This is a genomic window from Paenibacillus taichungensis (assembly GCF_013359905.1).
Taxonomy (GTDB): Bacteria; Bacillota; Bacilli; order Paenibacillales; family Paenibacillaceae; genus Paenibacillus; species Paenibacillus taichungensis.
In genome coordinates this window covers 411,925-436,423 of record NZ_JABMCC010000121.1, presented here as the reverse complement: position 1 = coordinate 436,423, position 24,499 = coordinate 411,925, and the positions used below count along the sequence as shown (strand labels likewise).

At 47.1% G+C, this 24,499-nt stretch carries 28 protein-coding genes; all 28 read right to left on the bottom strand.

All coding sequences use genetic code 11. From position 1 onward, the window contains the following. Positions 1–441 precede the first annotated feature (441 nt). Positions 442–1,341 carry a nickel transporter permease gene (gene nikC / locus HP548_RS29645; protein WP_175383673.1) on the bottom strand — a complete coding sequence of 300 codons (900 nt, stop codon included), beginning with the start codon at positions 1,339–1,341 and terminating at the stop codon, positions 442–444. Between the two features lie 252 nt (positions 1,342–1,593). Continuing rightward, positions 1,594–2,598, bottom strand: coding sequence for an ABC transporter permease subunit (locus HP548_RS29640; protein WP_175383672.1), 1,005 nt, complete (start codon positions 2,596–2,598; stop codon positions 1,594–1,596). 155 nt (positions 2,599–2,753) lie between these two features. After that, positions 2,754–4,406 carry an ABC transporter substrate-binding protein gene (locus tag HP548_RS29635; protein ID WP_076291570.1) on the bottom strand — a complete coding sequence of 551 codons (1,653 nt, stop codon included), beginning with the start codon at positions 4,404–4,406 and terminating at the stop codon, positions 2,754–2,756. Between the two features lie 817 nt (positions 4,407–5,223). After that, entirely contained in the window at positions 5,224–6,162 is a 939-nt protein-coding gene (locus HP548_RS29630; protein ID WP_175383671.1) for a glycoside hydrolase family 25 protein, read from the bottom strand. A 465-nt stretch (positions 6,163–6,627) separates the two neighbouring features. Beyond that, the gene (locus HP548_RS29625; protein ID WP_246318266.1) at positions 6,628–7,122 is read right to left on the bottom strand and encodes a phage holin family protein; all 495 of its coding nucleotides are present in this window, start codon (positions 7,120–7,122) and stop codon (positions 6,628–6,630) included. A gap of 334 nt (positions 7,123–7,456) precedes the next feature. Further along, positions 7,457–7,615 (bottom strand): hypothetical protein, encoded by a 159-nt coding sequence (locus tag HP548_RS29620; protein ID WP_175383670.1) that lies wholly within the window; start codon positions 7,613–7,615, stop codon positions 7,457–7,459. Further along, complete coding sequence (locus HP548_RS29615; RefSeq protein ID WP_175383669.1) at positions 7,615–7,899, bottom strand: hypothetical protein; 285 nt, start codon at positions 7,897–7,899, stop codon at positions 7,615–7,617. The genes HP548_RS29620 and HP548_RS29615 overlap by 1 nt, the downstream gene beginning before the upstream one ends. Positions 7,900–7,938: 39 nt before the next feature. Continuing rightward, a complete protein-coding gene (locus HP548_RS29610) occupies positions 7,939–8,484 on the bottom strand; it encodes a hypothetical protein (protein WP_175383668.1) in 546 nt (181 codons plus the stop codon). Next, complete coding sequence (locus tag HP548_RS29605) at positions 8,484–8,792, bottom strand: hypothetical protein (RefSeq protein ID WP_175383667.1); 309 nt, start codon at positions 8,790–8,792, stop codon at positions 8,484–8,486. Before HP548_RS29605 ends, HP548_RS29610 begins: the two co-directional genes overlap by 1 nt. Beyond that, entirely contained in the window at positions 8,793–11,138 is a 2,346-nt protein-coding gene (locus HP548_RS29600; RefSeq protein WP_175383666.1) for a hypothetical protein, read from the bottom strand. It abuts the gene before it with no gap. Further along, entirely contained in the window at positions 11,139–11,684 is a 546-nt protein-coding gene (locus HP548_RS29595; protein ID WP_175383665.1) for a putative phage tail protein, read from the bottom strand. Continuing rightward, entirely contained in the window at positions 11,681–12,739 is a 1,059-nt protein-coding gene (locus tag HP548_RS29590) for a baseplate J/gp47 family protein (RefSeq protein ID WP_175383664.1), read from the bottom strand. Before HP548_RS29590 ends, HP548_RS29595 begins: the two co-directional genes overlap by 4 nt. After that, complete coding sequence (locus HP548_RS29585) at positions 12,732–13,145, bottom strand: DUF2634 domain-containing protein (RefSeq protein ID WP_063564533.1); 414 nt, start codon at positions 13,143–13,145, stop codon at positions 12,732–12,734. The genes HP548_RS29590 and HP548_RS29585 overlap by 8 nt, the downstream gene beginning before the upstream one ends. Beyond that, positions 13,142–13,399 (bottom strand): DUF2577 family protein, encoded by a 258-nt coding sequence (locus HP548_RS29580; protein WP_175383663.1) that lies wholly within the window; start codon positions 13,397–13,399, stop codon positions 13,142–13,144. The genes HP548_RS29585 and HP548_RS29580 overlap by 4 nt, the downstream gene beginning before the upstream one ends. Positions 13,400–13,405: 6 nt before the next feature. Next, positions 13,406–14,416, bottom strand: coding sequence for an XkdQ/YqbQ family protein (locus HP548_RS29575; protein WP_175383662.1), 1,011 nt, complete (start codon positions 14,414–14,416; stop codon positions 13,406–13,408). A gap of 13 nt (positions 14,417–14,429) precedes the next feature. Beyond that, positions 14,430–15,125 (bottom strand): LysM peptidoglycan-binding domain-containing protein, encoded by a 696-nt coding sequence (locus HP548_RS29570; RefSeq protein WP_175383661.1) that lies wholly within the window; start codon positions 15,123–15,125, stop codon positions 14,430–14,432. Then, positions 15,126–17,114 carry a phage tail tape measure protein gene (locus HP548_RS29565; protein WP_217504859.1) on the bottom strand — a complete coding sequence of 663 codons (1,989 nt, stop codon included), beginning with the start codon at positions 17,112–17,114 and terminating at the stop codon, positions 15,126–15,128. 201 nt (positions 17,115–17,315) lie between these two features. Next, entirely contained in the window at positions 17,316–17,738 is a 423-nt protein-coding gene (locus HP548_RS29560; RefSeq protein ID WP_175383659.1) for a phage tail assembly chaperone, read from the bottom strand. A gap of 171 nt (positions 17,739–17,909) precedes the next feature. Continuing rightward, positions 17,910–18,368: a phage tail tube protein gene (locus tag HP548_RS29555; RefSeq protein WP_017690162.1), complete on the bottom strand. Its 459-nt coding sequence runs from the start codon at positions 18,366–18,368 to the stop codon at positions 17,910–17,912. Between the two features lies 1 nt (position 18,369). After that, complete coding sequence (locus tag HP548_RS29550; RefSeq protein ID WP_175383658.1) at positions 18,370–19,686, bottom strand: phage tail sheath family protein; 1,317 nt, start codon at positions 19,684–19,686, stop codon at positions 18,370–18,372. Then, complete coding sequence (locus HP548_RS29545) at positions 19,686–19,895, bottom strand: hypothetical protein (protein ID WP_175383657.1); 210 nt, start codon at positions 19,893–19,895, stop codon at positions 19,686–19,688. The genes HP548_RS29550 and HP548_RS29545 overlap by 1 nt, the downstream gene beginning before the upstream one ends. Positions 19,896–20,136: 241 nt before the next feature. Next, positions 20,137–20,568, bottom strand: coding sequence for a phage tail terminator family protein (locus HP548_RS29540; RefSeq protein ID WP_175383656.1), 432 nt, complete (start codon positions 20,566–20,568; stop codon positions 20,137–20,139). 236 nt (positions 20,569–20,804) lie between these two features. Continuing rightward, positions 20,805–20,930: a CD1375 family protein gene (locus HP548_RS33805; RefSeq protein ID WP_281364931.1), complete on the bottom strand. Its 126-nt coding sequence runs from the start codon at positions 20,928–20,930 to the stop codon at positions 20,805–20,807. A gap of 46 nt (positions 20,931–20,976) precedes the next feature. Further along, positions 20,977–21,381 (bottom strand): hypothetical protein, encoded by a 405-nt coding sequence (locus tag HP548_RS29535; protein ID WP_175383655.1) that lies wholly within the window; start codon positions 21,379–21,381, stop codon positions 20,977–20,979. Next, positions 21,378–22,553, bottom strand: a complete 1,176-nt coding sequence (locus tag HP548_RS29530; protein ID WP_175383654.1) for a pyocin knob domain-containing protein — start codon at positions 22,551–22,553, stop codon at positions 21,378–21,380. The genes HP548_RS29535 and HP548_RS29530 overlap by 4 nt, the downstream gene beginning before the upstream one ends. Next, entirely contained in the window at positions 22,553–23,143 is a 591-nt protein-coding gene (locus tag HP548_RS29525; RefSeq protein WP_175383653.1) for a YmfQ family protein, read from the bottom strand. The genes HP548_RS29530 and HP548_RS29525 overlap by 1 nt, the downstream gene beginning before the upstream one ends. Then, positions 23,103–23,363, bottom strand: coding sequence for a hypothetical protein (locus tag HP548_RS29520; protein WP_125477268.1), 261 nt, complete (start codon positions 23,361–23,363; stop codon positions 23,103–23,105). The genes HP548_RS29525 and HP548_RS29520 overlap by 41 nt, the downstream gene beginning before the upstream one ends. Continuing rightward, positions 23,356–24,495 (bottom strand): baseplate J/gp47 family protein, encoded by a 1,140-nt coding sequence (locus tag HP548_RS29515; protein WP_175383652.1) that lies wholly within the window; start codon positions 24,493–24,495, stop codon positions 23,356–23,358. The genes HP548_RS29520 and HP548_RS29515 overlap by 8 nt, the downstream gene beginning before the upstream one ends. Between the last annotated feature and the right edge of the window lie 4 nt (positions 24,496–24,499).

The window sequence follows — 24,499 nt, the reverse complement described above, 5'->3', positions numbered from 1 at the left end:
TTGGAATAGTAGCTTGTATCACATCATCCCCATCTAATGTATTTCGAAGGGTCATCCACCTTGCTGTGTCGCAACTAGTGCGCTGGTTGACTGTCTTGGGCAGGTGACAGTAGAAATTCACACGCTAACGAACCCCACAGACATTAATTGGCCTTTTTAGGATGATTTCATAATCTAACGAATTGTAGACACAATATTGCTCACCTTTAGTCGACCTTTTGAGACTTACCGCAGGTTTTTCGCAAAATAGCGTGTGTGAAATTCGTTAGACTGGCGAACGGGCAGTAGATCGCAGAATAAGGCTTCCTAGGTTCGTTAAATTGGAGCAGAAGTTAGCGTTACAGCTACAAGTTACACTTACGGTTAGCGTTTAAGCTGCCGTTACAGCAAAAGTTAGAGTTACAGAGATAGGGCTACGGTTACGGTTGGAGATGCAAACCTCTATTTTTTGGCCATCTTTGGATCAAGGGTGTCACGCAGGCCATCGCCCAGCAAGTTGAAACCGAGCACGGTGAACATGATGGAAAGTCCGGGGAAAATAAGCGTCCACGGTGCTTTTTGTAGAAACTGGCGGGAATCCGACAGCATTTTGCCCCATTCCGGGTCTGGGGGTTGCGCCCCCATGCCGAGGAACCCAAGCGCAGCTGCTTCAATAATCGCTGTTCCAATCCCCAGGGTACCTTGTACGATGAGCGGGGTGAGACTATTGGGCAAGATGTGCCGGAACAAAATTCGCATATTGCCAGCCCCCAGCGTACGCGCTGACGTAATGAATTCCTCCTGTCTCAAGCTAAGTACCCTTGAACGTACCAGTCGTCCGTAGGTCGGGATGTTCACGATCGCTATTGCGAGTAATGCATTTTGCAAAGACGGACCGAGAATCGCCACAATGGCAATTGCCAGCAGGATAGCGGGGAAAGCAAGCAGGATATCGAACAAACGCGAGATGAGCATGTCTGCCCATTTTCCATAATATCCAGCGATCAGACCGAGCAATGCGCCCGCAATAATAGAGCCAATAACAGAAAAGAAACCAACCCACAATGAAATTCGCGCTCCGTGCAGCACTCTGGAGAATACGTCACGCCCGAGATCGTCCGTACCGAACCAATGCTCTGCCGAAGGGGCTTGCAGACGATCTGCGAGTACCTGCTCTTTGTAATCATACGGGGCAATATACGGGGCAGCAAAGGCCAGCAGGATGAAAAAAACGATAATAATCAAGCCTGCTAGCGCAAGCCGATTTTTCCGAAACGTTCTCCAGGCTTCCCGCCATGGACCTGATGCAGGTGCCGACGCGGCGTCAACGGATGCTCCGGTATTGGTCGATAATTTGGCCATGCGGCGTCTCCCTTCTTGAATATGAATGAAATACAAGATCAACGAGTTCTATTACACTCAGGCACTACGATTGCAGCACCATCTTCCGATCGCTGTTATCCCCAGATTTTATTGATCCACCTTTTAAAGGTGAAAATCCGGTGATAAATGCGAACACTTCGCTTCTACAGATTGGTTCTGCACTCTTCGTGTCGTGTAATTTTTTAAAGATCTTATATTAAGTTCCATTCATCAACCCAAATGATGAATTTCCTATTTATAACTAATACGCGGATCGAATACGGCGTACAGCAAGTCCACAAACAGGTTGATCACTACGAAGAAAAATGCCACGATCAGAATGCCACTCTGGATCACCGGATAGTCCCGCGAACTAATTGCTTCATATATATAGCGACCTACACCGGGCCACGCAAAGATCGTTTCGGTCAGTACGGCTCCACCCAGCAAAGATCCGGTCTGTATGCCGATGACGGTGAGCACGGGAATAAACGCATTTTTCAATGCATGTCCATATATGACGAAAAACGGGCCAAGTCCCTTCGCCTTCGCGGTTCGGATATAATCCGAACTCATTACTTCAAGCATGCTGGAACGCGTCATCCGGGCAATAACGGCCATTGGAATCGTGCCGAGAGCGATACTTGGCAGCAGCAAATGTTTCGTTACCGTCCACAGCTGATCCCAGCGTCCGGCAATCATCGTATCCAGCACATACAAGCCCGTAATGGCTTCAATGGGATCGCGTGCATTCATCCTGCCGATGGATGGCAGCCAGTGCAGTTTGTTCGCAAACAGCCACTGCTCCATCAACCCAAGCCAGAAGATCGGCATCGATACACCCACCAATGCAATGACCATACAGCAGTAATCGAACCACGAGTTATGTTTCCACGCACTGACAATCCCTGCATTCACGCCAATAATGATCGCAAACAGCATACTCGCCATCGTTAATTCAAGGGTCGCTGTCAGATAGGGCACAATTTCCTGGGCAATGGGAACCTTGGTGCGGATGGATGTGCCCAGATCTCCCTTAAACAGATCACCCAGATAAGCGAAATATTGTTGAAACCAGGGTTTGTCCAGTCCGAGCTGGTCACGCAGAGCTTGCTTGGATTGTTCGGTTGCCTTTTGCCCGAGTATGGTCTCGGCCGGATCACCCGGAATGGCGTGGATAATGGAAAAGACGATCAGAGTCATGCCCAGCAGCACGGGCAGTAACACGAGTACACGTTTGACGATGTAACTGTTCACTCCTCATTCACCTGCCTTTAACGTATAAAAAGCGCTGGCAGACATGCATGCTTTAGATCGTTACATCCTGATGTGGGTTCTGCCAAGCATTGCGTGTACGCCAGCGCTTTGAACTAATGGTTCCTATTTAATACTAAGTTCAGCTCGTATATAAGTTATTCAAAGTAGGCATTGGCGTAGGATTCCGTTCCCAATGGGGACGGCACGAAATCTTTCAGGTTCGCTTTACCAGCCAAAATAGGAGTGGTGTGCACAAGTGGAATCCATGGAGCATCTTCCTTAATAATCACCTGCGCTTGCTTGTACAGTTCCGCACGTTTGTCCTGATCCGTTTCTTTCTGCGCACTCGTCAGCAACGTATGCAATTCTTCGTTTACGTAGAAGCTGCGGTTGTTGCCCGGGATCGCATCCTTATCGAGCAGCGTGTACAGGAAGTTATCCGGGTCACCGTTATCACCGGTCCAGCCGAGCATGTAAATGTCGTCTTTCTCCCCGGCTTTGGCATCATCCAGATACGTTGCCCACTCTGGTGATTCAATGTTGACGGTCACTCCGATTTTCTCAAAATCGGCCTGGATCGCTTCGGCAACCTTCTTGCCGTCAGGCATATACGGCCTGGATACCGGCATTGCATAGAATGTTACCGGGTCAGGCAATCCATCAGGATAGCCGGCTTCGGCAAGTAATGCTTTTGCTTTTTCCAGATCATAAGCATAGTCTTCAATACTGTCGTTATACCCCCAAAGCGTTGGCGGCATCGGGTTTACCGCTGGCTGCGCTTGTCCGGCAAAAAAAGCATCGATAATGCCTTGTTTGTTCACCGCGTGGTTGAGCGCTTGTCTTACTTTCACGTTATCAAACGGTTTTTTCTTAAAGTTGAAGCCAATATATGACACGTTAAATGGTGGACGCTCGATTTTTTGCAGCTCACTATTCCCCTCAAGGATGGACAGATCGTCCGGGTTCAAGTCTTCCATAATATCAATCTCGCCGTTTTGCAACGCATTGAAGCGAGCCGTGTTATCCGGAATGGAACGCACGATTACTTTGTTCAGCTTCGGCAGTCCCTCTTTCCAATAATTCGGATTCTTCTCCAGGGTGATGGAGTCGTTCCGCTTCCACTCTTTGAATACAAATGGGCCTGTGCCTACTGGCTCGCTCTTGAAATTTTCCTTTTTCTCCTGAATCGCGGTTGGACTTGCAATGCCAAATGGCGTCATCGCAATGTTTTGCAGGAAAGGCGCTTGTGGCTGGTTCAGGGTGAACTCGACCGTTGTCTCGTCAATCGCCTTTACTTCCTTAATCACACGTCCGTCTTCTGGACCAAACATGGAGTCATAATAGTCGAAGGAATCTCCCTCGAATTTATATTCACTGGCCGGATCACTCCATCGGTTGAAGTTGAACACCACAGCCTCTGCGTTGAAGTCAGTACCATCGTGGAATTTCACGCCGGACTTCAGTTTGAAGTCATACTTGAGTCCATCCGCCGAAATCTCCCAGCTCTCAGCCAGTCCAGGAACAACCTCAGTTCCACCTTCTTTGTAGTCCAGCAATGAGTCGAATACCTGATGTCCAATCTTCAGCGACTCCCCATCTGTTACGATTGCCGGGTCCAGCGCCACCGAATCTCCGCCGCGTCCCATTATCATCGTATCTTGTGCTGCCACTTCTGCCGGAGGCTCGCTACCTTCCGCCGGAGCGGGTGAATTGCCTGTACCCTCATTACTGGCGCTGGAGCAGCCCGATAGAATCAACACTGTACTCATGGCCATTGCCATGACCCCGGATAACCACTTTTTTCTCATTCGCATACGTACAACACCCTTCCCTGTCTCATAATGTGTGTGATACTGGCGTGAAAAAACTTCAATGATTACAATCGATCGGTTTGGTGCCTTGTATCATATGAAAGGCTTTAGATGCCTTTGATACCTGTGATGGATGTTTAGATAAGTTGAGGAGTATATATGAAATGTAAAACGGATGTAACCGTACACATTTTGTTAGACTTTTCGAATGTTGTGACCAGATATAACTGCCTGTCGTTGTTGCTTAATAATTGAACTTAGGTCAATAAGCAATAGTAGAATGGTACGGACTTGGTGGCGGCCAACAAGGCTGATTTAGAGAGAATGGTGGCGTTGTTTGGTATGGAGTTTGGCTTAAGGTTTGAGTTGGAGTTAAACGTCATGGCTAAAGTGTAATGGCTTAAAATCCAATGGTGCAATTAGCTGTAACAGATAGTAGATAAACAGAATAGTCTAGTGGTTTTTCAAACAGGTTGGATTGGATTATGTCATAACGTTGTGTGATTAATCTAGAGATGTTGGATTTTACAACAGGGAGACATTACAATAACTTTTCATGTTAAAGTCTTGTCATGATGAGGAGGATTGTGTAAATAAACAGTGGTGAAAATCGATTTCGTGTAACTTACTTTACATCACATTCATCAAATAGACAAGAGATTTACGGACATAAGTCTTCAACTTTATTATATATGTTAATATCATTTACATAAAACACAAAAAAGGAACACCATTCGACAAAATGCGTCGTGTGTCCCTTGTTGTGTGCTCTCATTTAAAACCAGTTCCAACTTATATTTTAAGTTAGATTAGCTTATTTTTTGAATAAACCTCTGCGGTACATGACCGTGATAAAACGGTAAAAATCATAACTCGCCCCACTATCGATGCTGAACAGCGGATTTTTGGTATCATATGCCAGCGCTGCGTCCACGGCCGCTTTCGCCCAGACTGGAACTTCCATCTGCTGACGCGCCTGCAATTTATCGACCTGGGATTTGAGCGCATCAAACGCTGCTTTCTCTTCGGCTGTCATCGGTTCGCCCCCTTTCGGTGGTTCGGTTGGATTCGTGGGATTGGTCGGTTCGGATGGCTCTGGCGGCTTTGGTGTTGCAGTTGCATATCTTGCTCTCAATTCCGCTGCCGATCCTTCGAACTCGTTCATATCCACGTTGCCGCTGATCCCGTTCACCTTGCCCGAGTCCGTATACTGCCAGAACGTCCAACGTTTCCAGGCCTGCTGGTCATCCGGTACTCGTGTATTGCTGTAACGCGCAATCCATAGATCGTATGAACTGAGTGACGTGTCAAAATTCCCGGCAAATGAATTGCCCGTGTATATGATCGGTTTCACACCCGTGAGACGTTGCAATTCCGTTAAAAATGCCTTAGCTACGGTGTTGATCTGAGCTTTGCTCAGGTTACCCGGATTGTTCTCGTAGTCCATGACAGGAGGTAATTGCAGCGCCTTGGCGCCTCCTACTTTTTGCAGTGTATTGGCATAATGCGCCGCTTCAGCCTTCGCACCATCAGTAGTCGTTGCGCGGAAAAAATGGTACGTTCCGACCAGCATGCCTGCCGCCAGTGCGCCGGTTACATTGGTTTGAAAATTTGGATCGGTATACGTCTGCCCTTCGGTCGCCTTGATGAACACAAATGTAATACCGCTTGCCTTCACTCTAGCCCAATCGATTGTGCCCTGATACCGGGAGACGTCAATGCCCTGCGTATTGCCCGAGCTTCTCGTTTGCATGTTTCTCACACCCTTTATGCGGCAAACTGCCGTTTGTATATAGTTAATGCTTGGGGATCTGGGGTTGCTTGTGTGCGTGTCCCTGATTGTTGGTGAAAGGTAAGTTTGGATGGCTATGGGTTATGTCAGTGGGTTTGCTTGGTCAATCTGCTTAGTATTCTATGTCGGTGCTATCTAACTTCTATTGGTAGTCTATTGGCTTTCCATCAACTCACTAAGGAAAAATACCGAGTCGGTACGTGACCGTTCCAGATACGGAACGTTCTTCCGATCGCTGTTGTCTCCAAATTTTCTTGATTTATTTTCTTAAAGGTTTGAAATTCGGAGACAAAGGCGACCGCTATCGCTTCTTCAGAATCGATTCCGTCTTCTTCACTACTTGTAGCCAATGGACAGGGATCGGCTTTCGATTCGAATATTGATCTATCTCTTGCTACTAGGAACATTTGAATGAATGCTAAGTCCCTACTTCATTTCATCTCTGGTCTGTTGATCAGCGTCCTCATGATTTGATTTTACTAAAGATTCATTGGAATCAGAAGTATAATTGCTGGGAATACCCCCGTCCCCTCCCTTGCCCTTAAGCACCTCAATGGCCTGTCTGATCGCAGGCGGGATTGGTGCGCCCAACTTGCCCCCATTTTCAATAATGGACAACAACTCATTTGCGATATAAAAAAAGGCGACCGCATCCCTGAACAAATGTCCGTCTCCCAGAACACCGTCCACCAGATGAGCCACCGATACCATTGCAAATATAAATACCTTTCGTGCGATGCCGAACATACCAACATTGCTTTCTAGCTTGCCAGTCATTCCTGCCGCCGCGATGCCGGTAAGGTAGTCGAGGATGACGAACACGAGTAGTACACCCAGTACGCCTGACCAGCCTCCGAAGAAGTAGGTTGCTGAGCTGGTTAATAGAGCAAGGAGCCATTTCCATAGGGTGTCCTGTTGCATGGTTTCACCTCCTTTATGTGTTAATACTGGAAGCTTCGAAGCTTACAATGCTAATTCTATTCTACTGTCATTTTGGATGAGACAACCTATTTTGCAATCTCTCCAATGAAATCCGACTTTGTAACGGCAAGCACATAACCACTTAACCCGTCATTTCCATAGTTGCAGCAGATACAGCAGCTCCTGATATGTCAGGAACCTGTGCGGTCAAAGACGAAACGGATATTCGCGGGTTAAAAGCCTCTCGATTAAACACGGATCCGCCCCTTAAATATGAGAAGCCCCCTAACCACTCCAGAGGGCATAATAAAAGCGCACCACTTGGGTACGCTGCTTAAATTCCTTCAATTTTCTCTAAAATGTAACCTTCGACTGCTTGCAGATAATCGGCATTTGTGATGTCATCAAGTAAATACACTTGACCAGTCTTTGGATTAAGTCGCTTGTTCAGAATTCGTTCAGCAGCAATCCGTACCACAACTTCATTTACCATTACAAAATCCCTCCTGTATTTTCATTGGCTAATAATAAGATTTGGTCTTCCAATTCCCTCATTTTCTCTTCTGGAGTCAATTCGGGATGAATTCTTTCAATGACTGGCTTTTTGGTTTCTGGATCAATCTTCACAATTCGATAAATGTTATAGTCGATTTCGTCATATTTCAAATCAACGTATCCCAATTTTTTGATCTCGTTTCGGGGCGAACCGTCACCTTGCCAAAATGATGTTACAATTTCTCCATCTTGATCATATATAATTCTCATACCTGACTTCATCCTATCCTCACCTCCTTTTTATTTCTAAATATTGTTTACTCAGGCGGAAATAACTCTAACTCCGCTAACGATAACCGTAATATTATTTTTATTTGTGTTGAAATTTGCCCCTACAGCGACAAATTTCATTTCAGATTCTTTATTGAATAACGATGGTTTGGAAGTTGTGTGCAACACCCACTGTCCTGCGTTACTAAAAAAACCATAGTTACTGGGATTGTAACTGGCTGATGATGAGTCTGTTCCCAAGTCCACAATTAAACTATTGTAGCTGTACATCTGTGAATTCGTGCCCACTGTAAGGGGCCATATTACATTATTTGCGTCCGCAAGTGCCCATTGTCCATAAACGTTAGGAGCTGGAGAGATATTAAACTTAGCACTGGTGTTAACAGGTGCAATTGTAATTAATTTCGTGCCAGCATTAAACCTTATCCCCGTATCATACGCGATGACTGGATCAGAACTATTTCCCGGAATGCTATAAGCTGCATTTTGATCTATAAGCTGAACGCTGTTGTATCTAATCCCTCCAAACCCACCCAACCCGTAATTGCCTAGTGAATAATTATCAAGTGTCGGCATTACGTCACCTCTTTACCACTAATGTAACAATTTAGCGCTCCCGCCGTTGCGAGTCCTGAAATCGCTTCGCCGGAAAGCAGAACTTGGTCCATAAAAGGCAGCGTGATTGTCTCAGATGGTTTAATAGGGTAATTACTAATTACATATGTTCCAGCAAACAACAAAGTTAAATTAACAACAATTGAATTGGAGTTACATACTGTTAGTGCCTTAACCATGGTTGTCACACCATTAGGAACTGTATAAAGCACGGTTGACGTTGTTGGAATAGCATTGCTTTTCACCAATCTTTTTGCTACTGCTGCCATCTATAACGCCCCCCATAGGTTTTCTTGATCTCTATAAATCTTTATTGACTCCATAAGGCCCATACGTGCATTAACCTGTTGTATGTCCTGAACCAAGTTGGTTAGTAGCGCCTTTTCGTTGTCTGGGACTGATCCGACAAATGGAGCTATCGGGAACGTGTCCAGCATCAGGTATGTGACACTGTAGGCTGCTGACGGATCATAACTTGCGTTAGCTGAATATGCTCGCTGATTACCATAAGCTGACCCATCTGTTCTGGTCACGACGCTCCAAGCGTTATCAGTCCGCGAGTTTCGGTAGATCTTCATTATTAAAGCAGCTTTGTTTTTTAAGGGAGTATTAATCGAACTACTTACTATATTGATTCCCCAATCTCCATTTCCTCCCTGAGCTGGTTTCATACTCTCACGCAATACAATCCCCGTTCCCACTTCCACCTGATTATCTCCCTCAATCAACGTCAATTGTCCCTCGGACGTGATCGGCTCGACAGTTGGTATTGCAAGTTGATATACAAGCTGGTATGACGAAATTGTCCCATCTTTAATAGAGGGAGAACTCTCGTTTACTGGTACTGACGTTCTTAAATGTGCCCATGTGCTATTCCAGTTGGCCGGAGGTGAGTATCCTATCGGTGTCCATGTTTTTTGAGACGCGTTTGTCGGATCATTGTAATTGCTGGCGCTCATGTTACGCATCGTCCAGCCCATGAAATACGCCTTAATCTCATTTACTGTCGGCGTGTATGCGTCTCCCCATCCGCTGTCTGCGTTGGGTACGGAAATTGCAAAATTATTATTGAGTTTATCAATCGCCCATCCGTCTGCAATTGCCTCATGAGATCCCCACGTTAAGATTTTCCCATCGTATTTAACAGCGGCGGACGCCGCCATAGAAGAATAGCCATAATTGGCGCCTTCTAACTTAGGGTATAGAGTTTTAAATCCGGATTTGTTGCCTAAGATAGTGCTTGTAATTCTACTCCCCTCAAAATCAACTTTGTACCACTTTTTCATCTTGTAATACTGTCCACCCTGCTCAAATACTTCATCAGCATTCTCACCAGTTACTGGATCAGCATATAAATCCGTTTGTAGTGTGTGCATAACGTCTTTACGTGGTTTAAATGATTTGGCTTCATTACCGATATTGAATATCGGGTTAGCAAAAGTAAATAATCCAACTACAGCCCCATTCGCATCCACTGTATTAACAACAATCTCTACGTAAGATGCTCCAGCGGGGACGGTGATAGACCTGTTTGTGATCTTATTACCTACCCTTTGTTTGCTTGCATCACAAGCGTACATATAACAAGATTCATTCACTCCTGAATCGGATATAGTAACAGATAAGGCATAGGTTTGTCCTATCAAAACAGGAACATAATACCTTGCATATTGGCCCCACGTAGTGCTTGTATTTGAGATGCTAATTGTATAAGGAGATGACAGTGTATATGATCCTTGAGACGTGCTAATCTCCCACTCATAAAATGGCGGCAACAGATTTTCCCCATACCTAATCACGTATGGATTTAGCACAGGTTGCACACTATCAACATAAGGATACTCAAGAGCTACCTGTTCCGGATTCATGCTGTCGAGCGCATTGTACTCGGATTCGCTGATTTCATAAAGGCGACCAGAGTCAAAGTAACCATACTGATTCGGGTTTCCAAAAACTGCAAAATCAATAATTCCACTCCCCTGAGTAGAAACTTTTTTCTTTACCCATACCGTAACAAATTTATCAGATGTCTGAACGAATGTTGAATATGGCCCGCCAAAATCTCCACCGAATCCAATATTTGCCCCTTCTATTGAATTTCCGTTTTTTACATTTGCAATTAATACGTAAAAGCTATTCGCTTTAAAATTAGAAAGAGACACTGTAGCAACACCTGCCGCACTAGGAGAAGCAGCGGAGTTAACAGTAACCTTTAGTCCGCTGCTCCCGTCTACTTTATTCATCAGATCCAACGAAAGATTAGATCGAATGGCATTCAAGCCAGATAAACTCTCCATACCTCCACAACGGCCCAACAAGTTCACCAGCGTACGGCCCTTAATACCTTCCAACTTAAACGCCGAGGCACGTTCAGCATTAATAACTTGTAATCTTGGCTCCAGTGTTACAGTTCTACGCTTCTCCGTATCAAGCCGCTCCTGAATAGCGCTGACCTGCGCTGCTGTCTCCTCAGCCTTTCCCTGCACCTGCTCCGCAAAATCATCAACCTTCTCCCAGTTCTGATCCAGATACTTGTCCAGATCAAAATAGGTTGTCGATGGTGAAGAACGGTCAATCTTATTCAAACCAAGATTCGGTGTTTTTGGTTCATTCATTTAAGCTCCACCTCCTGCAAATTTATCCTGTCCTGTCTGTTCGATCTCCTCCGGCGTCATGCTTTCAACCTCCGAAATCGTCAAATACCGTAGACGGTACTCCACGGTCATATGTGCTGGTTTAATATCCTCAATCGCTGCCTTCAGATCGTCCAGATTGGGCGGCAGTCCCCATGTATCTATGAAGCGAATCCGGATCAGATATTCCTCGGGTGAGACGGATACATCAATACTGCCACTTTCGTAGGCCTGCGCCACGTTCTTAAGCATGGAGCCAGAGACTTTGCCGCTGCCGCGCATTTTGGAAATGATCACGGATCTCCGCTGGTCGTCCGGCTTGGCTTGATTCGTCTGAATCTGCAAATCCCGCTCATAACGCTCCAATGCCCAGGTCGCAGACTCCGGGTAGAATTGATCCAGCACACTTTCCAAACCAACGGTAAGCTTGTCTAACTCAACCCCTTCGGTCTCGGTAAGAAGCTGCATCTCCAGCACATTTTCATACAACGACGGCAAAAGAGTCATTAATACCTCTGCTTTGCTCATGTCACCTTCACCGTCCCGAGAACGGCGACTGCACCAGGTGCAATCTCCAGGTTGGACATACCACCATTCACCAGCAGATCGCTGTAATCGATCACAGGCGGAATATCCAGAATGACATTGGCAATACGCGTCCAGCGAACCAACGGATCGGCAAACGCCAATTCTTTCAGATAAGCAGTAACCCCCGCTTCAATCAGCGTTTTTACACCGTCGTACGTTGAGCCTGATGCAAGCGTGACCTGCACCTCGACATGAATGGGCACTTCTTCTGCTCCGACCACCGTGACCACGGGACCAATTGGGGCAGCGCCTTCGCCCATTCCATCCTGGGTTGGATCGATATATTCCTGCACAGCCTCAATGACCGCCTCAGCAGGTGTTTGCATTTCATTATTCAGCAATGCCACTTTGACTGTACCTGGACCATCCCACAGTGGAAAAGCCTTTGCTTTGCCAACCCCGGAGTTTTCCCGTGCCCATAACTCATACTGATATTTGTTGGCACTCGTGACCGGACGGGAAACTTTATCCTGATAACGATCAACCAAGGCTTGATCCGTTTCCTCGTCTTCACCAGGAACCAGCAACTGTGTCAATTCAGTCTTCGTCAGTCCGGCAATATAATCGATGGGCAGTAGTGCCCCTGTATACTCATTACCAACCGCTCCCGCGACCTCACATTCCAATACATATTGCCCTCCCGCTATTCGTTCCACAACAACATACACCCGCTCCCCCGTGGAAAAACGACTCTCCAAAGCAACCTCAACAGGGTTACCTTCATTATCCTGAAAACTACCAACCCAACGTGCCTTCGTGGCCGCTTTTCGACTAATGCCAGACCAAGCAACCGCGCGATCCAGGTACTCTCCAGATGCTGTATCAGCAAACTTCAGATTGGCGTTCACATCTAGCTCGATATACATCTGAGCCATTTCCACTGCCGCTGGCGCAAGCGCATCATAGATAATACTGCCTTCACGTTTATCCACACCATCCGGTACCCTGTCCAGCATTCGGTTTAAAATAACTTCAAACGTCTGCTCTTCATACATCCATGTTCACCTCCGTCTCTTCCCTGAAGCTGCCAAAATCCGTTTCCACGGTAAAAGAAACCCTTACCCCATCGGCCTCGTGGACAAAATCAAACTCCGTTACATCCGATATACGATCATCCGGAAGCAATGCTTCGCGAATCCAGCGTTCCAGTTCCGATTCAACCATGGATCTCCCTGCCATTCCTTCCCAGGACCATTCCATGCCGTAATCCGAGGAATAGATTAGATGCTCGTAGCGGCGTGTAGACAACGCTTTATACACCGCCTGTTTTACCGCATCTTTTCCATCCAGTTGCAGCCTTCCAATTCGTTGTCCCGAAGCTTGAAATACATACGTCAGACTTGGAAGCACAGCAGCTTCTTCCTGATCTTCTGCACTAATCTGCGCACCCTGTGGAATCATGGATTCACCAGCCGATCCAGCACGACAAAGCTGTCTCCACCTTGAACACGTAACAACAAGACATGGTCGCCCACGGTCCAAGCTTTGTTCACTACGGATTCCGGCAGTACCAGAAAAGGCTCAGCCAATGCCAGCCGTTGTTCAACAGTGATCTCCAGAGGTTGTGTGTTTGTCACGCTTCCGTACATTACCTGAACGGGAGACTTGGCATCTACAGCGGCCACCGCCGCTTTTTTAATCACGTCCAGCATCATTTATCGTTACACCACCTTCAAATCCAGCGACATCGTGTGCACGCCCCCCTGTACCTTATGCGTACATTCGTCTACCAGAAAATATTGATTAATCTTCAGTTCATCGATCTGGATGTTCACAAAACTGCCTGCCCTCACCTTGAAATCACCAAGCGCATCCACTTTCAACGTCTGCGTCTCGCGGTTACGGAGGGTCATCAGGGTCTTCAGCATGTCATCAATCTGGCCTTCGTTCAGACCATCATCCGCTTTTTGGTACAAAAAAAGCAGCCCCCATTGACGGATGCTGCCTGAATCCTGATGAACAAACGTTTCTCTTTTGCCCGTTTCCTTGTTGTCCCGATATAGCTTGATCTTGTTATATGTTTGGTCATCAATAGACTTTGTATAGCTGTAATCGGTGAGCAGGCTGTTATCCCCAATGACAAAGCCGTAAGGTATCTCTTCCACATCCCGAAGCACAAGCTTGCCGAAATCATCGTAGAAGATGTAGTTTTTTCCGCCATAGATCAACGTTCGGTCCAACGCCTCACAGATCATGTCAATCAGCTTTTTATTATCAAACAACATACGCGGAATAACATATTTCGGCTGGATCAGCTCGCCCACCTTCAACTGAAAGTCGGTAGCAATTCGTTTAATCACATCCGTAGCGGTTGCGTTAACGAACTTGTACGTCTGATTTGCGGTCAGATAACGAGTCTGGTCATAGGCTTTAATTTTGACACTTTCGTCCTTGCCACTATCCACCGAGAAGATATATCCGTAAAATATGCCTACCTCGTTGCTGATATATTTCACGACATATCCATTCTCATAGGTGAATTTCTTATTCTGGTACAGGCTGCCCTTGATCAACGTGAATTCAAGAGAGGAAGGCTTGCCGATACGGGAGGTTTTGTACGTAATATCGCCAGCAATTTCGCTAATGTCCCAGATGTTGCCCTGCTTGTCATCCAGCAATAACCGTTCCTTCATGTTTGCCAGCTTATCGTCCAGCCTGATCTGCTCTTGCATATTCCCTCTCCTTTCACGGAAGCTTGATCACAAGTCCAATCGGCAGCTTCTTCAGTTGTGCATCTTTGATGCCATTCAGCTTTTGCAACTCTTTCCAGCGAGATCCATCTCCCAGATGGGCTTTGGCTACAGACCACAAGGAGTCTCCGGCTTTGAGTGTAATAGTCTTTGGCTGGATTTTTTCATTGGGCCGGGAGGCTTTAGTTTTTGTTTTTGAAGCAGCAGTATCCTTGCTGTCCTTGAGTGGCACTACTTTTTTGGCGGCATAGAAAATGAACTGCTTCAGCTTGATATCATACTGGATATCCCCCACCGTACCCGCTGTCTCCTTCCAGTCGAAGCTCTCAATGGAAACCGCCATATTAATGGTGTACCTTTCACTGGAAAAGAACATTCTGACGGGTCTACCCGTCTGCATCCAACGGATGATCTTTTTCACATATTCATAGGGATCACGGTAGAACTGTTTCTGCAACGCCGGATGTCTTGCATCATAGTTCAGATGATACGGGCTGTAGTCAGCCGGAAAAATCCCGCTGAAACTGACTTCACGCAGCTTCGGCGACTTGATCACGTTAATTTCACCCAAAGCGCTCACGTTAAACGTACTACCGTCTCCCGAATCCGAAAACTCAATGCTCTCTGGTGTCACCGGGAAAAACATGTATTCTGAGCGGTTATTGAAACTCAGTTGAATATAATATTCCACTTATCCATACACCCCCTGAGCACTGGAGACGATCTGACTGTTCAGTCCATCGGTGATTTTGCTGATGATGCTGTCCACATCATGTCCGCTGTTGATATCCCCTGTGGTGACCTGAACAGTTGGCGTCAGACTGACAAATCGTTGAATCGCCTGCATCTCGGCAAGCTCACGCATCAATTTCAGATCCTCGCTCGTCACATCCACTGTGCCATCCACATCACCGATCTTGTCCACCTGCCCGATATTGTTGATTTTGTTGATGTTACTCATATTGTTATTTGGAACAACGGTGGGAACAGGTGCAGTTGGTATGGAAGGCATAGGAGGTGTTTTGGGTATTTCGGGTGTGAAGTCTTTGCCAAAATTACCGCCTGGTAAACCTTTATCCTTGGAATCCGCATTCGAGGTTGAAGAGAAACCAGAAAGTAAATCCTCCGCAACCTGCTGACCATCTTCAAAAGCTTTAGGATTGTATTCTCCGTCCATTTTGAAAAATGTCTTCACATCTTTGTCACTCGTAGGCTCCCAGGATTCCAGGCCTTTCTTCCACTCCTTTATTTGCTTGCCACCTAAATTAATATCTGACTCTTGAAACAAACCAATATTAAAGCCAAAAGTTTTGTTAACCAGTTTGATCAGACTGTTAAGCCCACCATTAATTCGTTCCATGGCATCTTCAATTACAGTTACAACATTATAGAATATATCAAGTATGAAAATCCCCATGTCTTTAAATAACTTCTGTATGGCATACACTGGGTCTATGAAAAAGTTAACAATAGCCTCCCCCAGCGAAGCAAACAGGTTCCAGACTGTAGCCACAACTACGCGTACAATTTCCCCAAGCATCATAAATGACCCAATAATAACTCCCAGGATCTGTGTACCTGACATCCCCATCATGTTCAGGATTCCAATAACTGCCGCAATCGCAGCAATTGCCAAAAGAATCGGCCAATTCAACAATAACCACGCAGCAACTAGACTATAGACTTGTGCGATGACCAATGCCAGTACAACAATTGCCAATGCCATCAGGATAGGCTGAATGATATCCCAGTTCTGCTGAATCACGGCTGCAAGGTATAAAATACCGTTTACCAGCATCGTCAACGCGTTTGCCGCAACAGTAAATGCATTACTAATCCACTCAATAATGAGCGTGAACTCCCCATTTGCAAAGGCTTCATTTAATCGATCCAGTAAAGGTGTTAAGGCAACGAGGGCTGCCTGTCCAATCTGACGGAGAACTCCATTAAACTGATTAACTAGTGCATTCCACTTCTGTAACGGTGAATCTAACATGGTGTCAAAAGCCTGTTGGGTATAGCCTTGTTTTTGCAGAATGACATCAAGCTTTGTGATAAACCCATCCAGATTGGATGAATCAATGGTTTGTTGCAGACCCGCTCCGCTAAGAGCTTCTGCAGGAATGTTAAAAGAATTGGCAAGTTCACCGTTGTCTCCGTTCATGGCAGCGACCAAGGCACTGGATGCATCTGACATACTTTTTCCATCTGGAGAAAGCATACTCAACCGTTTAGTCATATCTCTCAGTTGGTCAACCTGATCCGTATTCTGTGCATATGGGATGAGCGATAGCGCACCTTTCAAAGCATCAGTAACATTCTGTCCGCTCTTGAACGCTTCCGCACGGTACCGATTAAAGATCGTCTCCCCTTGAGCATCATCACCCGTAGTAGACATATAGCGATGCTTCAGATCCTCTTCCTGCGCCGCTGGTACAAGAACCGCTTGTCCTGCTGATTTAATCATGCTGATCCAGGAACGCACGCGCTGGGCTCCTTCTGTAAAGGCAGCATTTACCTTAGCCTGTTCTTCTGACACACCTTGGAGTAAGTTGCCTGCCAACTGAATTCGGCTCAGATTTCCAGGGTTGAATACCGAATTGATTACGGTAGGCAGATTTTGAAATTGCTGAACCATATTGTTTGACATGATATACAGTCTTGCAAACATGGCATACATTCATTTCTCCCTCCTTTCCTTTTTATTTCTTCCGGGCGCGATTCTTGGACCGTTCTTTCTTCTCTTCTTCTACCCGGATGGAGATCATCGCATAGATGGCCGCTCGTTCTCGCATGGAGAAGGCCATTAGCTGATGCGGCAAAATGTTTAATTCATGGAGAGCGTAATAAGCCAGATTGGCTTCGGAATCGCCCTCTTTAATTAGTTTTTTACGTCATCCACCAGTTCGTTCATATCCTGATTGAAGCCGTTCAGCTTCTGAACCTGTTCACCCAGCGAAGCAAATTCCCCAGGCAACAGCATTTTCCGCAAAAGCGATTCCGCCCCCATCACGCCATATGACCGCTGGAGTTCTGCGTTTTTCAAATCGGGGTAAACCACACTTGCACTCATCAGACGAGCCATGTAATCATTCGGATCGATGTCGGGTGTGTAGACACCGTTCTTGCCCTTAATTTTGCGAGTAGCCGCCTTGCGGCATTCCTGGTTCTCGTCCTCGGTCATGCTGCGCAGTTTCCAGGCCACTGGCTCGCCCTTCTCATCCTTGAAACGGGGGGACACGATATACTCCTCCGTTGTATCCATTGCTGCATTTTGGGCAAAAAACATACTTAATCCACTCATGTATTGTTCCTCCTCTAAAGTTAGGCTCCCCGCCGCAAGAAGCGGCGAAGAGCAGAATTTTGACATGCCAAATAGCCCGTAACACAGGCAAGTTGAACAGGTTTCTTTTACAAACCCGCTGTTAATTTATACTCTTTATAAATCTCAAATCACTATGCTTTCCACGCTACATTACTTCGGCAGATTGAACGATACAGGCATATCGACATCTTCAAAAGTAAAGCTCACTTCTTCCTCCAACGCCTCCGCCTCGGTATCCAGGGATGCCATGATCACACTGTCGAGATTGACGCCTTTGAGGGTTACGGTCTGTTTGCCAATCGTAGACGAAGGATCTTCGTTGGTCACTTCAATGTCGAAGTACGTGTCCACACCATTTTGCATGTACTGGAGCATCAGCTCACGGAAACGGGAAGTGGTATAAAAGATCGTCATGGAACCTGAACCGGACCAACCGGTTGCTTTGTGCTGTACACCGCGACGGCCCAAGGTTTTGACCTCTGCTTTTTGTTTCTCCACTGTTGCTTCCAGCGTCTTCACATAGAACATTTCTTCCGTCTGTCCGTTAATCGTTGCGTATGCGCGGCCTTCCTGGCCGGAGATCGTATCGCTTGCTTTCAAAAATGCCATCTTAAACCACCTTCACTTTCATATATACTTTTTCAACGGAATCCACAGGCTGGACCTGAATCTCGATCAGAATACTGTCCGTCTCATTTCCCGGAGCAACAGTGATATCTGTTTTGGAATCAAAATTTTGAATGGCACCGATATCCTGAAGTTGCTTCAGATAAGTGACACATTGGGAACGGAACAGGCTGCGCCCATCTTCGTTGTTGTTTACTTTGCCGATGTAATAGGACTCGAAGATCCGTTTCATATCGTTTGCGATACCATCGAGTACACGGACAACACGGTTTTTGGCAAAATGACGTGCCTTATCCGGTGTTACGGAACGGAATGTATTCACATCTTGTTCCACCACTGCACGGTTGCTGCTCGCGGTAAAGACAAACTCGCCATTACGCAATGCTGCTTCTGTCTCGCTATGCGTCAATCGTCCGTTCACATCCACGGCATCGTCATAGGCACGGAACGTCAGGGATTCATTCAGATTAGCTCCCGCTGTTGCACCGGCAGTCCATGCTACGGTTTGTTTCGGCGTAAGAACGGTACCATCTGCGAGCACAACACCATTTTTGACACTGATAATACCTTCATGATCTGCTGCCGGATAATCGGACAGAACCAGTTGCACCTTCTTGCCTTCGGTATCACGCAAACGCTTGATGTAAGCTGTGTAGACTGACTTGAGTGTGGCATCGTCTGAGATCAGACCGACCGTATTAAAATCTAACACCTCTAGCTTGGTGAGGAAATCGGCATGCTCCTGGTTCGTTGCTGTACTATCCAATCCACCTGTTAGTGGAAGTGACGCTGTAGCTGTGAGTGCCCCTTCACCAGTAAATGTGACGTATGCGTTGGATTCCAGAGCTTCGATGGTGGATGAAGTTTGTTTGTCCACTTCTTTACCCGCAAGCAACGTGGAGACATCCAATTGTTCCGGGTCATTGATATTTGCTGAGATTACAACAGCCAGATCATTACCACGTACACCACCGTGTTGGGCTGTCACCGTCAGTTTATCCAAGGTTGCCTTGGCTTTGGTACCTGCATTGAGTCTGTAAAAAAGCAAGGTCTGCGCCCGTTTCAATGCCTCGCGAATCAGCAGTAATTGCGGTGCTGTCCAGTCATAGCCCAACTTGGCTTGTACATCTTCACCTGCTTGTACAGTCAGGATTGTGCCTGCTTGTCCCCATGATAATGGAAGTGCCAATGCCACCGTTCCCCGCTCCCCTACCGTCCCCGGCAATGTGCCCTCCGATGCAAAATTCATATATACGCCGGGGCGTACCTTGTTTTGTGTTGTCCATGTTCCTCCAGCCATTATTGTGCCTCCCCATTCATAAATTGTTGGATGTGTTCTTGCGCTTCTTGCAAGGTGTACGTTTTTTGTTCCAGCAGAACTGCTGCCAAAATGTCTTTCTCAATTCGGCTGAGTTGCCGGGATTCGGCGAACTGTGCTTTGCTGTATTTCTGGTTGTTTTTCTGTTGAGCCTCCGGTTTTTTAGAGTCCGGTTCTTTTTTCGTAAACATCGCCAATGCGCCTCCTATTCCTTTCATACTGATCCCCTCATTTGATTGATTAAGTTCAACTAAAGAATATTTACATTTGCCACTCCGATGACAGAACAACCTTCCGATCGCTGTTATCCCCAGATTTTTTTGATTCCCTTTTTCAAAGGGGAAAATCCGGGGATAAAGGCGCACGCTCCGCTTCTTCAGGTTATTGCTGTCCTCTCCGTTCTCATGTAAATGTTTAGTTCAATTTATATAGTTATTCTTTCGCGGCTTTAATTGCGGTGGGTCGCTGCTCCAGTTGTTGCATGGCAGGGACGGACTCCGACACTTTGATGGTTCGCATGGTGTAGTACACCAGCATTCGAGGTGTAGTGCCCTCGGTCTCCCAACGTAGATCCGTTGCTCGATAGGGGGTTCCCTCTATATTGATCGTTTCCAATGCTTCTAAGAGCTCGTCCGGCAGGGTGTCTGGAATGTTGCTTGCATCGAGCCAGCGGATTTCGAATGCATGAGATTGCACGAAGCGATCGCTACGCTCCCGGGTAAGTTGCGCGGAAAGCAGGCGGTAGATGATGCCTTTGGCGTCTGAAGCAGGTGTGGTGCCGCCATTTGCTGGGTGGACCGGGATGTTAGGGAAATTCTTTGTTAGAGTAGTCGCGATGGCAGTTGTTAATTGGTGTGTGGTCATGGTTCACCTCCTTTTCTAGTGATGGAAATTTGAAATAGGTTAGGTCCTCCTATCTAACAGGGACTAGCATCCGATTTTACGTGTTATAAATATTCGTTCAGACCTGGTCGTGTGAAAGACGTAATAGGTTCACCTTATTTTTATCCATTTTTCTACATTTCACAGAATAAATCCCTGTATATTTTTAATAGGAATAATAGGCAAAGCATCCTGACCACTCCAGAGGGCATAAATGATTATTGCTCGTAACCCAGCGCTACCAGATCGGCTTTAACGTCCTCGCGAATGTTCGCCAGCACTTGATCAACCGTCCGGCGTCCAGCCACGATCAGAGATACATAAATCGTAACGAATACCTGCATTAGCTGCTCACCTCCTTTCAGAAACAAAAGGAGCCGAACAAGGATATTAAACCTCCAGATCCGCTCCTAACTGCATTTCGTATAAGGCTGCAATGGCTTCTTTGTTCTGTAAGTCTGCCTGCTTTAAGGCGTCTACTTCCTTGCTGAGCGCCGGACGCGGTTCCTGCGGCGTCTCTGGGTCAACTGGATCAGGATATGCGAATAGCGGTTCCAACTTATCCAGGTCAATCCGGGTTATTATCCCACCTTCTGCTCGATCAGCATCATATGCTCCGTATCCCAGTTGAATCATACCCACCGTATCGGGCACGCGTTCCTGCAATGCGAGGTATGTGGCGAAGTCTTGCTCCACAGTGGTTTCCACAACCCACCCGGTACGCTCCCCTGTATCTTGAATCACTTCACCCGTCGTTTTCAGATAATATAGACGTCTACCTATTGCGTTATTCAATGTCCCCAAGCCTCCCAATAAATCTGATTATATCTCCAATTGTAATTAGTAACGCCAAACCCGTCATTGCTGATGCGATTAACCGTCAGGGTTTCCCCAAACCCTGACCTCCCGCTTCCATTGATAGACGTGTCCGGAGGGATAATACCATATACGCTATGGATTGGTTCGTCGAAGAGAAAACAAGCTGTAAAGTAGCTCTCGTTGCTAGAATATTGACCGTACAGTTTGACCAATTTTGGTCGGAAGGCCACCCCACTGACATATACCTGCCCCTCCGAAGCATAGAGACTCCCCCGCGCATACTTTGAGGTTTCAATCATACCGATTTTTTGGGCAAGTACCACATTTGAATCACTCGTCGTAGCCCGTACACCTTTAGCTGTAATTTGATTAGCTATACTTTGTTTTTCGGATGTAGTCATACGTTCTAAAAGTCCAGCTATACCAAAGAATGTCTTGTCTTTAGGTAGATTTCCAGCTATAAGATTCGGTTCACCCTTAATTGTAATCGCGGTTGTGTATCGTCCTTCCGCTTTGGTCTGGTCAGATGCTCCTGGCGTAACGATACCTCCAGGTCCTCGATCAGGAATAGTACCCGTTAAACCATTTGCGTTCAAATTACTGAACGTTCTTCCAGCGATTACGTCGGCGGTTGTTGTGTTCCCTGTTGCCCGAATGATTCCGGACATTTTCGTAATCAGTTGCGCCCATGACTCAATTGTGGATGCCGATAAACCGATGGAGTTGAGGACGGCAACCACATTGGCTTTCTGCTCAACTCCAAGTAGCTTTACCTCTTCAATCTCGTCCATTGTAGGTACTTTTTTCCACAAACCCCATCCGAAATAGTAGTTGCGTTGAAAAACTTGTAGGTCACCCGGCTCGAAAGTTGTTAGAGTTTGGACGACACCAGCATGTCTTTCTATCGTCAAATGAAAAGCTACACCTGTTGGAGAATTAGCTAAAGTTTCTACCGTGGCATTCTCCGGGCAATAATACTCCCCTTCTGTAATATAACTATTAAGATCAGAACCAGCAGATATAAGGATTGCTTCACGTGTTGCCACACCTGCATCTATCTTCTCAAAAATCCCGTTAATACTCTCCCGGGTTACATTCTCGTTCCCCAAGGGAAGAGGCAACTTCAATCGATCTGTTTCTTTTGGCATTACGCCCACACCTCCAATTCATTCCACGTCAGGGACGCGGTGTCCAGTTCATCCCAGGTTATCTGTTTATTGTCCAGATCGTCCCAGATCAGATAGCGATACTCATACTCCACGGCCATGTGGGCCGGTTTCAGTTCATCAATCGCGCGTTTGAGATCGTCAATATTGGGCGGAATGCCCATCGTGTCCACAAAGCTCACCGTAAAGCTCCACGCTTCCGGCTGAAACGTTATATCCACCTTGCCCCCGGCATACGCCTCAGCTACGTTTGCGACCAGTCTGCCCGAAAATTTTCCGGCACCCCGCAGCTTGGACTCCACCACGGCACGCCGCTGCTCCATAGGTTTGAGACGATCCGTCTCAATGCCAAGCTCCTGTTCCCAGAAATCCAAACCCCACGTCGCCGTACGAACAAAGAACTGATCCAATGTTTCACCCAGCGCCTGATACAGCAGATCCATCTCGTTTCCTTTGGACTGCATATCGGCCTGCATCACACGGGAAGTCTCATAATAACTCGGCAAATACGAGAACAGCTCCCGCCCTTTTTCACTCGTCAATCCAACATGAACAGCAGAAGGTGCATTCATGAGCAGCATCCTCCTTTCCTTTCACATCAACGTAAATAGCTTCACTCAAAAGCTGCGCTACCGAGCGGCGTACCACACGACCCAAGCACTCTTCTTGCCCGACACTTTCTTCATTTCCAGCTGAACCAGATACCGTATAGTCAGAACATTCCCGATGTCCCACACTACCGCTGCCACCACATCCACACTTCGCTTTCACCTTCTGCCGAACACTACTCATCCACATCCACCGTCCCCTGCACCGCCACCTGACTCGCTTTCATCTCGATATTCTGGTCGCTCACACCGTTTACGGTAAGCTCCGAATAGTCGATAATCGGCGGGATGTCCAGTAGGATCGCGGCAATACGGGTGTATCGCACAAGCGGATCAGCAAAAGCAAGCTGCTTCAAATATGCGGTCACCCCGCGTTCGATCAATGCTCGGACATCCGCCAAGGTTGCATCACTCGCCAGCGTCAGCTTCACCTCAATGTTCATGGGCACTTCCTCGGCTGGCATGACCGACACCACCGGACCTGCCGGGGCAACGCCTTCACCTTGACCATCCTGCGTCGGGTCCACGTACTTCTGCACGGCCGCCACGAGATCGCTGCCTGCCGCACGTTTGTCCGTATCCAGCAGATACAGTCCTACCGTGCCCGGCCCCTGCCATAACGGAATTACGCGTGTTGCGCCAACACCTGGTACTTCACTGGCCCATTGCACATACTGTGCCTTGTTGCCGCTTGTCCCCTGGTTGCGGACTTTGGCATAAAAGCGTTCCAGCAGCGCCGTATCCGCTTCAATATCCGCACCGCCTTTGATAACGTCCGTGTTCACCACAGACGTCACGCCACTTACCGGTGTAGACAGCACGGTCACGGTGCCCGCAGGCACATTGCTTTCTTTTCCGGCAACGAGCGCCCGCACACCAACACTACCCAGACCATCTTCTCCCAGCTCCACACGACCAACGGTTTCATATTCGAGCGAAGCCTCACCGGAGATTTCATCTGCCAACGTAGCCACAACCGTACCCGCAGGAATCACCTTGCCCGGCGTACCCATGAACCTCACTGCACCTTGTGCCGCCACCGCAGCCCGCCGCGTAATGCCATGCTCTTCTGCCCGCAGATCCAGCTCTTCCGAACGAAAATTGGGATCACTGCTCGCCGCAGTACTCGCAAAGCCACGCCGCAGCAGTTCCTGCGCCCAGAGCGCCGCCTCAGACAGCATAAAAGCTACCGGGGCCTCCGCATCCCACAGAAACGATCCTTCCGACTTGTCCAGATCCGCGGGCAGACGATCCAGCATACGCTGCATAATCTGTTCCTCCTTCTGGTCTTCCAAATAACGCGGAATCTCAGCCATCTCG

Coding starts and splice junctions, on each gene's coding strand:
- HP548_RS29610 (WP_175383668.1), bottom strand. CDS start 8,484: ATGCCGACACTTGATAATTATTCACTAGGCAATTACGGGTTGGGTGGG.
- HP548_RS29560 (WP_175383659.1), bottom strand. CDS start 17,738: ATGAGTGGATTAAGTATGTTTTTTGCCCAAAATGCAGCAATGGATACA.
- HP548_RS29615 (WP_175383669.1), bottom strand. CDS start 7,899: ATGAAGTCAGGTATGAGAATTATATATGATCAAGATGGAGAAATTGTA.
- HP548_RS29525 (WP_175383653.1), bottom strand. CDS start 23,143: ATGAATGCACCTTCTGCTGTTCATGTTGGATTGACGAGTGAAAAAGGG.
- HP548_RS33805 (WP_281364931.1), bottom strand. CDS start 20,930: ATGCAGGTATTCGTTACGATTTATGTATCTCTGATCGTGGCTGGACGC.
- HP548_RS29530 (WP_175383654.1), bottom strand. CDS start 22,553: ATGCCAAAAGAAACAGATCGATTGAAGTTGCCTCTTCCCTTGGGGAAC.
- HP548_RS29580 (WP_175383663.1), bottom strand. CDS start 13,399: ATGATGCTGGACGTGATTAAAAAAGCGGCGGTGGCCGCTGTAGATGCC.
- HP548_RS29555 (WP_017690162.1), bottom strand. CDS start 18,368: ATGGCATTTTTGAAAGCAAGCGATACGATCTCCGGCCAGGAAGGCCGC.
- HP548_RS29620 (WP_175383670.1), bottom strand. CDS start 7,615: ATGGTAAATGAAGTTGTGGTACGGATTGCTGCTGAACGAATTCTGAAC.
- HP548_RS29635 (WP_076291570.1), bottom strand. CDS start 4,406: ATGAGAAAAAAGTGGTTATCCGGGGTCATGGCAATGGCCATGAGTACA.
- HP548_RS29595 (WP_175383665.1), bottom strand. CDS start 11,684: ATGAGCAAAGCAGAGGTATTAATGACTCTTTTGCCGTCGTTGTATGAA.
- HP548_RS29545 (WP_175383657.1), bottom strand. CDS start 19,895: ATGTTTACGAAAAAAGAACCGGACTCTAAAAAACCGGAGGCTCAACAG.
- nikC (WP_175383673.1), bottom strand. CDS start 1,341: ATGGCCAAATTATCGACCAATACCGGAGCATCCGTTGACGCCGCGTCG.
- HP548_RS29575 (WP_175383662.1), bottom strand. CDS start 14,416: ATGCAAGAGCAGATCAGGCTGGACGATAAGCTGGCAAACATGAAGGAA.
- HP548_RS29585 (WP_063564533.1), bottom strand. CDS start 13,145: ATGATTCCACAGGGTGCGCAGATTAGTGCAGAAGATCAGGAAGAAGCT.
- HP548_RS29540 (WP_175383656.1), bottom strand. CDS start 20,568: ATGACCACACACCAATTAACAACTGCCATCGCGACTACTCTAACAAAG.
- HP548_RS29565 (WP_217504859.1), bottom strand. CDS start 17,114: ATGTATGCCATGTTTGCAAGACTGTATATCATGTCAAACAATATGGTT.
- HP548_RS29605 (WP_175383667.1), bottom strand. CDS start 8,792: ATGGCAGCAGTAGCAAAAAGATTGGTGAAAAGCAATGCTATTCCAACA.
- HP548_RS29625 (WP_246318266.1), bottom strand. CDS start 7,122: ATGCAACAGGACACCCTATGGAAATGGCTCCTTGCTCTATTAACCAGC.
- HP548_RS29520 (WP_125477268.1), bottom strand. CDS start 23,363: ATGAGTAGTGTTCGGCAGAAGGTGAAAGCGAAGTGTGGATGTGGTGGC.
- HP548_RS29550 (WP_175383658.1), bottom strand. CDS start 19,686: ATGGCTGGAGGAACATGGACAACACAAAACAAGGTACGCCCCGGCGTA.
- HP548_RS29515 (WP_175383652.1), bottom strand. CDS start 24,495: ATGGCTGAGATTCCGCGTTATTTGGAAGACCAGAAGGAGGAACAGATT.
- HP548_RS29590 (WP_175383664.1), bottom strand. CDS start 12,739: ATGTATGAAGAGCAGACGTTTGAAGTTATTTTAAACCGAATGCTGGAC.
- HP548_RS29600 (WP_175383666.1), bottom strand. CDS start 11,138: ATGAATGAACCAAAAACACCGAATCTTGGTTTGAATAAGATTGACCGT.
- HP548_RS29630 (WP_175383671.1), bottom strand. CDS start 6,162: ATGCAAACGAGAAGCTCGGGCAATACGCAGGGCATTGACGTCTCCCGG.